An 11715-nucleotide genomic window follows, 5' to 3' on the forward strand; every position below is an offset into this window, starting at 1 on the left:
AAAGCGCTGTGTTTCAGTTTTTAACGGCTTAATTTAGAATATTTCCAAATTTAAAGCCCTGCAAGTATATTTTCGTGTAAAAGTTTGTTATTTCGTATTTTTGTATAGAAGAAGATTTCGTATTTCGAGTATCTGCAAGGATGCGACGGAATAGTGTCTTAAGATTGATGTGCGGATGATGCCATAAGCATCCAGATAAAAATCTTCTTTTACTAGTGTAATTAAAATGTGCGAAAGTTCAAATGTAATGACGGCAAAGTGCACCAAACTAAATTTTACGCAAATAGTATATTAACTATTTCTTTTTACTCAATATTTTTTTGTATATTATTGAATAAGTTAGGTTTGGGTAAATAGGTTGGCGCTCATCGTATGATTACCCTAGTGTGTTAAAAAGCAATGAAGACAGCCTTGCAATAGCTTGCTGTCATTTAAATAAGAATTAAGGTTTACTATGAGTATTTACAACGAATATATACAGGAAGTTGAGGATAGAAAACAGCGAGGGCTGCATCCTAAGCCAATTGATGGTGACGAGCTTTTAAGCGCCATTATTGATCAGATTAAAGATAATGGACATGAGCACAGAGCGGAGTCCTTAAAATTGTTTATCTACAATACGTTGCCGGGCACCACGAGTGCTGCGACTGTCAAAGCTCAATTCCTAAAAGAAATTATACTAGAAGAAGTTTCTGTTGCGGAGATTACCCCGACTTACGCTTTTGAGTTATTGTCTCACATGAAAGGTGGGCCTTCCATCGCAGTTTTGTTAGATTTAGCGTTGGGTGCGAATCAGGCTGTTGCCACGCAAGCTGCGAATGTATTGAAGACACAAGTATTCTTGTATGAAGCGGATACTGATCGTTTGAAAGAAGCCTTTCATGCTGGCAATGCCATTGCGAGAGAAATTGTGGAAAGCTATGCTAAAGCAGAGTTTTTTACCAAACTTCCAGAAGTTCCAGAAGAAATCAAGATCGTCACATTCATCGCCGGTGAAGGTGATATATCTACCGACTTGCTTTCCCCAGGTAATCAAGCGCATTCGCGCTCAGACCGTGAATTGCATGGTAAATGTATGATCACGCCAGAGGCACAACAGCAAATTCAGGATTTGCAAATGCAACATCCAGATAGAAGCGTCATGCTGATTGCCGAAAAAGGTACGATGGGTGTAGGTTCTTCGCGGATGTCTGGTGTCAACAATGTAGCATTGTGGACCGGAAAGCAAGCAAGCCCTTATGTTCCTTTTGTGAACATCGCGCCAATCGTTGGTGGTACTAACGGTATCTCTCCAATCTTTTTGACCACAGTGGATGTGACCGGTGGTATCGGTATCGATCTTAAAAACTGGGTGAAGAAAGTGGATGCGGAAGGCAATGTGGTGCGCAACGAGAAAAACGAACCTATATTAGAGGAAGTTTACTCGGTAGCTACTGGTACAGAATTGACCATCAATACTAAAACTAAAAAGTTATATCAAGGAGATAAAGAGTTGATCGATATTTCCAAAGCATTGACGCCACAAAAAATGGAGTTTATCAAAGCTGGTGGTTCTTATGCCATCGTATTCGGTAAGAAAATCCAAACTTTTGCGGCGCAATTGTTAGATATCGAAACACCACTAGTTTTCGCTCCTTCCAAAGAAGTTTCCGTAGAAGGACAAGGATTGACCGCGGTAGAGAAGATCTTTAATAAAAATGCGGTTGGCGTTACACCTGGGAAAGTATTGCATGCAGGATCTGATGTACGTGTTCAAGTGAATATCGTTGGATCGCAAGATACTACAGGTTTGATGACCGCGCAGGAATTGGAAGCCATGGCAGCAACAGTTATTTCGCCGATTGTAGATGGCGCATACCAGTCTGGTTGTCACACAGCATCTGTATGGGATAAGAAAGCGCAAGCAAATATTCCAAAACTCATGAAGTTTATGAACGGTTTTGGATTGATTACAGCGCGCGACCCTAAGGGCGAATATCACTCCATGACAGACGTTATCCACAAAGTGCTGAATGATATTACCATCGACGAATGGGCTATCATCATCGGTGGTGACTCGCATACCAGAATGTCCAAAGGAGTCGCATTTGGTGCTGACTCTGGTACAGTGGCCTTGGCTTTAGCGACAGGTGAAGCTTCGATGCCAATTCCAGAATCGGTAAAAGTGACTTTCAAAGGTGGCATGAAAGAGCATATGGATTTCCGTGATGTAGTACATGCGACGCAATCACAGATGTTGCAGCAATTCGGTGGAGAAAATGTTTTCCAAGGCCGTATTATTGAGGTGCACATCGGTACCTTATTGGCTGATCAAGCCTTTACATTCACCGACTGGACAGCGGAGATGAAAGCCAAAGCATCTATCTGTATCTCACAAGACGATACCTTGATCGAATCATTGGAAATTGCGAAAAGCCGGATCCAAATCATGATCGATAAAGGCATGGAGAACAAAAACCAAGTGCTTCAAGGCTTGATTAATAAAGCGGATAAACGTATTACCGAAATTAAGTCAGGCGCTATTCCTGCTTTGACGCCAGACGAGAATGCTAAATACTACGCGGAAGTGGTGATCGATCTAGATGTGATTGACGAACCGATGATCGCCGATCCAGATGTAACCAACAAGGACGTTTCTAAGCGCTATACGCACGATACTATTCGCGATCTATCTTTCTATGAAGGTACGAAGAAAGTAGATCTTGGATTCGTGGGATCGTGTATGGTACACAAAGGCGATTTGAAAATTGTCTCGCAAATGCTGAAGAACCTAGAAGCACAAAAAGGTAAAGTAGAGTTTAACGCACCGTTAGTAGTTGCGGCGCCAACCTACAATATTATAGATGAGCTGGAGGCAGAAGGAGATTGGGAAATCCTACAGCGCTATTCTGGTTTTGAATTTAGCGACTTGATGCCTAAAAGCAATGCCCGTACAGAATACGAGAACATCATGTACTTAGAGCGTCCGGGTTGTAACTTGTGTATGGGTAACCAAGAGAAAGCAGCGAAAGGTGATACCGTTATGGCGACTTCAACACGTCTTTTCCAAGGCCGCGTGGTAGAAGATTCAGAGCGTAAAAAAGGAGAATCTTTATTGGCTTCTACACCAGTAGTCGTATTGTCAGCCATCCTGGGAAGAATACCGACGATCGAGGAGTACAAAGTCGCAGTAGAGGGCATTAACCTCACCAAATTTACACCACTTGACAAACAATTGGTGAGCTAATCTGTAATAGTTTTATCTATTAACAGACAAATTGAGAAGAGATAAAATTTTAATATATGGCTTTTGATATCAATATGATTGAGAAGGTGTACAGCCTTTACGAGGAGCGTGTAAACGCTGCTCGTAAAGTTGTTGGAAAACCTTTGACTTTAGCGGAAAAAATTCTTTACACGCACTTGTGGAATGGCAATGCAGAAGAAGCATACGAAAGAGGACAATCGTATGTGGATTTTGCACCAGATCGCGTAGCGATGCAGGATGCTACAGCTCAAATGGCCTTATTGCAATTTATGCAAGCCGGTAGACCAAAAGTAGCTGTACCTTCTACTGTACATTGTGATCACTTAATCCAGGCAAGAGATGGCGCGCAGCAAGATTTGACGCGTGCCAAACAAGAGAGTTCTGAAGTATTTAATTTCTTGAGTTCAGTATCTAATAAATATGGTATTGGCTTCTGGAAACCAGGTGCTGGTATTATTCACCAAGTCGTATTAGAAAACTATGCATTCCCTGGCGGAATGATGATCGGTACGGATTCTCACACTGTGAATGCTGGTGGATTGGGCATGGTAGCGATCGGTGTTGGTGGCGCAGATGCCTGCGATGTGATGGCCGGATTGCCATGGGAACTTAAATTTCCGAAGCTGATTGGTGTGAAGCTTACTGGTAAATTATCAGGGTGGGCCACATCAAAAGATATTATCTTAAAAGTGGCAGGTATCTTAACCGTAAAAGGTGGTACTGGCGCAATCGTAGAATATTTTGGTGAAGGTGCGCAATCACTTTCTTGTACTGGTAAAGGTACCATCTGTAACATGGGTGCTGAGATCGGTGCGACTACTTCTACGTTTGGATACGACGAATCGATGGAGCGTTACTTACGCGCTACGGATCGTGCAGATGTAGCCGATGCAGCCAACAAAATCAAAGAACACCTTACAGGTGATGATGAAGTATATGCTGATCCAGAAACCTATTTCGATCAGTTGATTGAGATTAATCTGTCGGATTTAGAACCTTCTTTAAATGGGCCTTTCACACCAGACTTGTACACACCAATTTCACGCATGCGCGAAGAGGCAGACAAAAATGGCTGGCCAACCAAAGTAGAGTGGGGATTGATTGGTTCTTGTACCAATTCATCTTACGAAGATTTGTCGCGTGCGGCTTCTATTGCCAAACAAGCGATCGATAAAGGGTTGGTGACCAAAGCCGAATTTGGTATCAATCCAGGGTCGGAGCAAGTACGTTATACTGCGGATCGTGATGGTTTGTTGAAAACATTCGAAGATCTAAACGCAACCTTATTTACCAATGCCTGTGGACCATGTATCGGTATGTGGGATCGAGAAGGTGCAGATAAGCGGGAGAAAAATACCATTGTACATTCATTCAACCGGAACTTTGCGAAGCGTGCCGACGGTAATCCAAACACCTATGCGTTCGTGACTTCGCCAGAAATGGTCGCGGCGATTGCCATAGCAGGAGATTTAGGTTTTAACCCAGTTACTGATACTTTGACCAACAGAGATGGCGAGCAAGTGAAATTGGATGCACCTACCGGTGATGAATTGCCATCAAAAGGATTTGCAGTCGAAGATGCTGGCTATCAAGCACCCGCAAAAGATGGCTCGGATGTCAGCGTAGATGTGGCAGAAGATTCTGATCGTTTGCAATTACTTGAGCCATTTGAGGCTTGGGAAGGCACAGATCTGAAAGGATTGAAACTATTGATCAAAGCAAAAGGTAAATGTACTACCGACCATATTTCTATGGCTGGCCCTTGGTTGAAATACCGCGGTCACTTGGATAATATTTCCAACAATCTTTTGATTGGTGCAGTAAACTATTTCAACGATGAGACTGATACTGTCAAAAATCAATTGACAGGGGAGTACGGAGCCGTTCCTGCCACGCAGCGTGCTTATAAAGCTAAGGGAATTGGTTCAATCGTCGTAGGTGATGAAAACTATGGTGAGGGATCATCCCGCGAACATGCGGCAATGGAACCACGTCACTTAGGCGTTCGTGCGGTATTGGTAAAATCATTTGCCCGTATTCACGAAACCAACTTGAAAAAACAAGGTATGTTAGCTTTGACGTTTGCAGACAAAGATGACTATGATAAAATTCAAGAAAATGATACGATCGATATTATCGGTTTGACGGACTTTGCACCGAACAAATCATTGACATTGGTCTTGCATCATGAAGATGGAAGTTCGGATGAGATCGAGGTAAATCATTCGTACAACGCACAACAGATTGGCTGGTTCAAAGCCGGTGCGGCCTTGAATATCATTCGCCAGAAACAAGCGGATAAAGCAGAATAATACAGTTGCTACGAATTAGCAATCACGAAAAGGCCGGATTTACGTCAAGTAAATCCGGCCTTTTCTTTTAGCCTTCTGGTAGATCAGACGATCAACTCCAGTTTAGGCTTGTTCTTCGCCTAGAGGCTCAGGAGCTTCTTCGTTAAACAAAGGAAGTTCTTTGATAATCGTGTACCAAGTGATTACTTTTTTGATATCCGAACTATATACGCGGCTCTCATCATGGCCAGGAGCGACTTCTCTAAAGAAATTGCGAAGTGTAGTTCCATCAGCCTTTACTGCTGGAATTTCAATATCGCTAGTTTTCAACGTTTCAAAGATATCCAACAAACGAATTTCCTCTTCATCACCGTAGATCGTGATATCTTCCAATGTCGCCATTTTACTGTTCGACATGTTGATGACAATTTTCACTTTAGCGGCATCTAAACTTTCCAAGATGAAACCACCTTTGTTCTGGCCAATTAATTTAAATAATCCGGGCTTTCCAGTTACCGATACTAATCCTCTTAAATTCATGCTTTTGTTTCTACGTATTAACAGATGGATTATTAATCTTCGATCACGTCGATACTCAAAATACGATCACCTTGACGGATATCATCTACGACATCAACGTTTTCAATGACTTTACCAAAACAAGTATGGTTACGGTCTAAGTGAGCAGTGTTGGTACGGCTGTGGCATACGAAAAATTGAGAACCACCTGTGTTTCTACCGGCGTGAGCCATAGATAATACACCGCGGTCGTGGTATTGGTTTTCACCTGTCAACTCACAATCAATATGGTAACCTGGTCCACCAGTACCTGGCATTCCTGACGCACCTTCGCGTGTATTTGGGCAACCTCCCTGAATCACAAAATCAGGGATAACACGGTGGAAAGTCAATCCATTGTAATAACCTGATTTAGCTAATTTTATAAAATTTTCTACAGTTTTAGGCGCGTCCTGTGTGTAGAACTGCACAGTCATATCACCTTTTTCGGTTTTAATTATTGCTTTACTCATATCTAAAATTACTGAACAGCAAAGATACGTTTTCTAAGGATAATCAGGAAATTGATCCTGTCGACAAGAATCTGTTCATTATTTAAGGGAAAATAAATTATCTTTAAAAGTAATTTTGTAAATTTAAGTACGGTGTTATGAAGTTGGCGATACATGAATGGGCAGAAGCAGATCGCCCTCGCGAGAAATTGATAGAACAGGGAAGGCGAGCGCTAACGAATGCGGAGTTATTAGCCATCCTGATTGGCTCAGGCTCAGCGCAGGAAAGTGCGGTTGAATTGTGTCGACGCGTTCTTTCTGGAGTTGAAAATAATTTGGCGATGCTCTCTAAGCTAGAGGTTGCTGATTTATGTCGTTATCACGGTATCGGGCAAGCCAAAGCGATCAGTATTATCGCCGCTATGGAAATCGGTCGACGTCGTAAAGATACTATAGAAACGCCTTCGGCGGTGTTGAATAGTAGTAAACGAGTGTATACATTTTTTCGAGATCGCTTGCAAGATCTGCCGCACGAAGAGTTCTGGGTATTGTACTTAAATACGGGTTGTAAGGTGATAGATAAGCAATTGATTGGTCGCGGGGGCAATGATTTTACCCCGGTAGATATTCGTGTCATTTTGCGCCATGCTTTGCAAGCTAATGCGCATTCGATGATCTTGATTCATAATCATCCGTCGGGAACATTATCTCCTAGCACATCCGACAAGCAGTTGACTACACGTATTATAGATGCAGCGATATTGATGGATATCCGTGTCAACGATCATGTCATTTTTACGGATCAGGATTATTTTAGCTTTCGAGACGAAGGACTGCTATAGCGCCGAGCATCTTTATGTATATTTGATGTATGCATTACATGATCTTTTCCTACTACAAATCTCTTTTGGTATTTTTTCTCGTTTGCTATGCTCTTTGCTTTAGTGCGTTCGCACAAATAACGCCTTACGAAGGGGATGCTGCGCACAATACCACAGCTACTTACGAAGAAGTGGTTACTTTCTACAAGACTTTGGCTGACCAATATCCGCAAGCTAAACTGCTAGAGATTGGAAAGACGGATGTAGGCAAACCTTTGCACCTCATGGTACTCTCAGCATATGAAGATTTTGATCCGGAAAGTATCAAAGCAAAACGCAAAGCTGTTTTGCTAGTGAATAATGGCATACACCCCGGCGAACCGGAAGGTATTGATGTAGGCATGTTATTTTGCAGAGATATTTTACGAGATAATAAATTGCCGAAAGACGTCGTGATTTGCATAATTCCGGTATATAATGTAGCTGGTATGCTGAATAGAGGCGTTTCTCGAGTTAATCAAAATGGACCTGTGGCCTATGGTTTTCGCGGAAGTCGCCAAAACTATGATTTGAATCGTGATTTTATTAAGGCCGATACTAGAAACTCGCTGCTTTTTCAACAATTATTTACCACTTGGGATCCGGATCTATTTTTTGATACGCATGCCAGCAATGGAGCGGATTATCAATATATTATGACCTTGATTGCGACACAGAAAGATAAGTTGGCTCCGTCCTTAGCTTCGCTAATGGACGAAAGATTTACCAAGCCATTGTATCAACGCATGCAAGATTCTGGTTACCCAATGATTCCGTATGTGAATACGTTTGGCGCAACGCCAGAATCAGGTTTAGTAGACTTTTTAGAAACGCCCCGTTATTCATCCGGCTTCGCCGCATTGCACCATACGATTGGCTTTATGCCGGAAACACACATGTGGAAATCCTACGAACAGCGAGTTGCTTCTACGTACACGTTATTACAGCATTTGGTAGAAGTCATGGTGCACGAAAAAGAAAACCTGCTCGCTACGCGTCAGCAGGTGAAGGAAAGCGTAAAAACGCAGCAATTATTCCCGATCAATTGGACGTTGGATACGACACGTGTAGATTCCACAACGTTCTTGGGCTATGAGTTTGGCGAAAAACCAAGCTTAGTTACGGGACAAAATCGCTTATATTATGATCGGACACGACCTAAAACGATGCAAATCCCGCATCTGAAGCATTACAACGTCACGCTAGAAGTGGAGAAACCGAAGGCTTACGTGATTCCACAAGCGTACGATCGAGTGGTAGAACGTCTGCTGGCGAATGGGGTGAAGCTTCGTGCTTTGGAACGAGATACCACGATTCGATTGGAAATGTATTACATAACCGATCTAAAAACGGCTTCTTTGCCTTATGAAGGGCATTATATGCATGAACGAGTAGCTGTAAAACCAGTGGTCATGGAGCGCCAATTTTATGCTGGAGATTGGTGGATCGACATGGATCAGACGGCCAACCGCTATATCGTCGAGACGCTAGAACCTCAAGCGCACGATTCTTTCTTCCGCTGGAATTTCTTTGATGCTATTTTGAGTCAAAAGGAATACTTCTCGGCCTACATTTTCGAAGAGGAAGCCCAGCGTTTACTAGAAGCCAATCCTGCTTGGAAGGAAGAACTAGAACATAAAAAAGCTACGGAGCCTTCCTTTGCCAACAATGGCAGAGCACAACTGGATTGGATTTATAAGAAATCCAACTATTATGAAGATACGCATATGCTCTATCCGGTTGGTCGCGTGCTATCTATTCGTCCTCAGTAATTGGTAAATCCAGCAAATCATTAGATTCTTGCACATCAAGCGTGCCGACGTCGCGTAGTTTGCGACTCATCATATTAGTACGCGTGAGGCGCAAATCGTGCAATGATTTGGATGCCGAACTCAATTGCTTGTCTACCTTGTCCAGCTGGTCGGAGAACTTTTTGAATTCGGTTTTCACCGCTTCTAGTATTTTCCAAACTTCGCTGCTACGTTTCTGCACAGCCAACGTGCGGAAGCCCATTTGTAAGCTATTTAATAGTGCGGAAAGGGTAGTAGGACCGGTTATCGTAACACGGTATTTGCGTTGCAAGGTTTCGAATAATCCTGGATGGCGTAATATCTCTGCATACAAACTTTCGATTGGCAGAAACATGATCGCGAAATCGGTGGTATGTGGTGGATCAATGTATTTATCGCTGATATCTTTGGCAAAAGCCTCTACATTGCGCATCAAGATCTTTTGCTGTAAGTCAATTTGACTTTTTTCGCCCACTTCGTAGGCATCCAGCAATGCTTGATAATTCTCGATGGGGAATTTGGAATCTACGGGCATCCAAACGGTTTCATCGCTGTCTTTGCCCGGCAGCTTAATGGCGTATTCCACATTAGCCTGTGATCCTTTTTTCGTAACGACATTTTGTGCGTATTGCTCATTCGTGAGTAACTGCTCCAAAATATTGGCGAGTTGGTATTCGCCCAATATTCCGCGTGTTTTCACATTTGAAAGTACTTTTTTAAGATCGCCTACGCCAGTTGCCAGAGTTTGCATCTCGCCCAAGCCTCGGTGCACGAGTTCTAATCGATCGCTCACCAATTTGAAAGATTCACCCAATCGTTTTTCGAGTGTAGACTGCAGTTTCTCATCGACCGTATGGCGCATTTGCTCCAGTTGGCGATTATTATCTTCACGCAGTGCTTTCAGATGATTCTCTATGCTGATCTTAGTGTCCTTTAGCTGATCATGAGCCGTTTTGTTGATCTCGTACTGTTGCTTCGTCAAGCTTTCAAAGCGCTGACCCAAAAAGCTGTGCAGTGCTTGGGCTTGTTCTTGGGCACTCTTTTCTAAAGCACGGAAGTTGACCGCCAATTCTTCGCGACTAGCTTGTGCCAGCGCGCTATTCTCGGTACGATGCCGATGTAGATCGTCGCGCGTTGACTTGTCCATTCGCTCTAGCTGATGATCTAATCGCATTAAGCCCTGCTCTAGATGTTGCCATTGTGCATTGGAGCTGTTGCCGCCCGATTTTTTGAAGAGCAATAGGAGGATATTGATGACTGCCAAAGCAATCAATATGATTAAAAGTGTGTGTATCATCTAAGCTATTTTTGTGCTACGCGGAAGTGCGCTTTACCAAGATAGGCAATCTTCCGGGAAACAATTCTGCTACTTAGGCTGTTCTAAAAGTAGGAATCAAATAAAAATACTATGAAAAAGCTAATATACACCATCTTGGGAATAAGTGCATTCAGTTTTATGGCCTGTCATTCGTCGCAAGAGCGAGCGGATGAGGTGGATAGCGAGCTGACGCCGGTTGAACCTGCTGATCAACAACGTTATAATATCAATCAGTCCAATGAGGAGGTCATCAACTTGGATACGACCGCGACAGATACGACTAATGTTAAAAATGATTAATACCGATATTTCTGAAATATCACTATAAGTTGGTGGATTACTATGATTCATTAAAAAAGCGCTTACATCTGTAAAGCGCTTTTTTTGTACGTGCCCGCGGCGAGATTCGAACCCACATCGTCAGAACCGGAATCTGATATTCTATCCATTGAACTACGCAGGCAGTGCGGCAAAAATACTATTTTTTCCGATGTTATTACTAAAAAAGGTTGCTAAATAAGCAACCTTTTGATAATGAATGTTCTGTTTGTTAGTGGTCGTGACCAGCGCCATCTACGAAGTGCATTTCGAAGCTGAGATCTAAATCTGTAGCGCCGGCAAAATTTAGGAAATTTGCATTGTTCCAGTCTGCTGCCGTGATGTTTGCCTTCACGCCTGGATTCAGGTGGCGCATTACATAACGCATCACAAACGTGCTTGATGTCTCCAGTACGGTCATGTAACCAGTAACACCTACGTTGACGTTTTGGCCAGCGGCATTTTTGTCTGCATACACATAATCAAACGTGCTGATTTCTGTCGCTGGATTGGCCGTAAAAAAAACTTGGTGAATATCATCACGACTTACGAAAGTTTGCTCTGATCTTCTGCCTGCAAAATCCGTGCTTTGTAAAGAAACGCGGTAGGTTTTGCCTTTCTCCAAGTGAAGGTGGGCGCCTACTGGAGGAAGTAATTGTCCATTCGGAGCAGGTGTAAACTTCACCGTGTCGCTGTCCGCACCCGCAAAATCCTCATAGTGGAAATGATCGTCGTGTGCTTCGCGCTTTACTTCGGTAAAAATAATGGTTGCCGTTCCTACTTCTTCTTGATCTATTTCTGCAATCGGATCATCTTTCTGACAAGATTGGAAAGATAAAGTAGTTACTGCGGCAAATAGAAAAATCAATGTTTTTTTCATC

Annotated in this window: 9 protein-coding genes and 1 tRNA gene; 5 read left to right on the forward strand and 5 right to left on the reverse strand. The window is 42.8% G+C overall.

Annotation, left to right across the window (positions count from 1 at the left end; translation table 11 throughout):
* The first annotated feature begins 454 nt into the window (after nucleotides 1-454).
* Nucleotides 455-3226, forward strand: coding sequence for a bifunctional aconitate hydratase 2/2-methylisocitrate dehydratase (locus tag DC487_RS04250; protein ID WP_116774677.1), 2772 nt, complete (start codon nucleotides 455-457; stop codon nucleotides 3224-3226).
* A 56-nt stretch (nucleotides 3227-3282) separates the two neighbouring features.
* Entirely contained in the window at nucleotides 3283-5559 is a 2277-nt protein-coding gene (locus DC487_RS04255; RefSeq protein ID WP_116774678.1) for an aconitate hydratase, read from the forward strand.
* Between the two features lie 102 nt (nucleotides 5560-5661).
* Here the strand turns inward: DC487_RS04255 and DC487_RS04260 are convergent, their stop codons facing one another.
* Nucleotides 5662-6078 carry a DUF5606 family protein gene (locus DC487_RS04260; protein WP_116774679.1) on the reverse strand — a complete coding sequence of 139 codons (417 nt, stop codon included), beginning with the start codon at nucleotides 6076-6078 and terminating at the stop codon, nucleotides 5662-5664.
* 32 nt (nucleotides 6079-6110) lie between these two features.
* Nucleotides 6111-6569 carry a peptidylprolyl isomerase gene (locus tag DC487_RS04265; RefSeq protein WP_116774680.1) on the reverse strand — a complete coding sequence of 153 codons (459 nt, stop codon included), beginning with the start codon at nucleotides 6567-6569 and terminating at the stop codon, nucleotides 6111-6113.
* 137 nt (nucleotides 6570-6706) lie between these two features.
* Between DC487_RS04265 and radC the strand changes: the two genes are divergently transcribed.
* Nucleotides 6707-7390 carry a RadC family protein gene (gene radC, locus DC487_RS04270; RefSeq protein WP_116774681.1) on the forward strand — a complete coding sequence of 228 codons (684 nt, stop codon included), beginning with the start codon at nucleotides 6707-6709 and terminating at the stop codon, nucleotides 7388-7390.
* 29 nt (nucleotides 7391-7419) lie between these two features.
* Nucleotides 7420-9180: a M14 family metallopeptidase gene (locus tag DC487_RS04275; protein ID WP_239016315.1), complete on the forward strand. Its 1761-nt coding sequence runs from the start codon at nucleotides 7420-7422 to the stop codon at nucleotides 9178-9180.
* Here DC487_RS04275 and DC487_RS04280 read toward each other — a convergent pair.
* Nucleotides 9164-10495, reverse strand: coding sequence for a DNA recombination protein RmuC (locus DC487_RS04280; protein WP_116774682.1), 1332 nt, complete (start codon nucleotides 10493-10495; stop codon nucleotides 9164-9166). The two genes, DC487_RS04275 and DC487_RS04280, sit on opposite strands and share 17 nt — an antisense overlap.
* A gap of 111 nt (nucleotides 10496-10606) precedes the next feature.
* Here DC487_RS04280 and DC487_RS04285 point away from each other — a divergent pair, with 111 nt between their 5' ends.
* Complete coding sequence (locus DC487_RS04285) at nucleotides 10607-10816, forward strand: hypothetical protein (RefSeq protein WP_116774683.1); 210 nt, start codon at nucleotides 10607-10609, stop codon at nucleotides 10814-10816.
* Between the two features lie 91 nt (nucleotides 10817-10907).
* Here the strand turns inward: DC487_RS04285 and DC487_RS04290 are convergent.
* A tRNA-Arg gene (locus DC487_RS04290) sits at nucleotides 10908-10979 on the reverse strand.
* Between the two features lie 87 nt (nucleotides 10980-11066).
* On the reverse strand, nucleotides 11067-11714 hold the full coding sequence (locus DC487_RS04295) for a hypothetical protein (RefSeq protein WP_116774684.1): 648 nt from the start codon (nucleotides 11712-11714) through the stop codon (nucleotides 11067-11069).
* Nucleotide 11715 lies beyond the last annotated feature (1 nt).

The organism is Sphingobacterium corticibacter, assembly GCF_003076635.1.
In the GTDB taxonomy this organism is placed as follows: Bacteria; Bacteroidota; Bacteroidia; order Sphingobacteriales; family Sphingobacteriaceae; genus Sphingobacterium; species Sphingobacterium corticibacter.

Bases quoted from the DNA above. Each gene is read 5' to 3' on its own strand.
- DC487_RS04250 (WP_116774677.1), top strand. From the start codon at position 455: ATGAGTATTTACAACGAATATATACAGGAAGTTGAGGATAGAAAACAG.
- DC487_RS04255 (WP_116774678.1), top strand. From the start codon at position 3,283: ATGGCTTTTGATATCAATATGATTGAGAAGGTGTACAGCCTTTACGAG.
- DC487_RS04260 (WP_116774679.1), bottom strand. From the start codon at position 6,078: ATGAATTTAAGAGGATTAGTATCGGTAACTGGAAAGCCCGGATTATTT.
- DC487_RS04265 (WP_116774680.1), bottom strand. From the start codon at position 6,569: ATGAGTAAAGCAATAATTAAAACCGAAAAAGGTGATATGACTGTGCAG.
- radC (WP_116774681.1), top strand. From the start codon at position 6,707: ATGAAGTTGGCGATACATGAATGGGCAGAAGCAGATCGCCCTCGCGAG.
- DC487_RS04275 (WP_239016315.1), top strand. From the start codon at position 7,420: ATGCATTACATGATCTTTTCCTACTACAAATCTCTTTTGGTATTTTTT.
- DC487_RS04280 (WP_116774682.1), bottom strand. From the start codon at position 10,495: ATGATACACACACTTTTAATCATATTGATTGCTTTGGCAGTCATCAAT.
- DC487_RS04285 (WP_116774683.1), top strand. From the start codon at position 10,607: ATGAAAAAGCTAATATACACCATCTTGGGAATAAGTGCATTCAGTTTT.
- DC487_RS04295 (WP_116774684.1), bottom strand. From the start codon at position 11,714: ATGAAAAAAACATTGATTTTTCTATTTGCCGCAGTAACTACTTTATCT.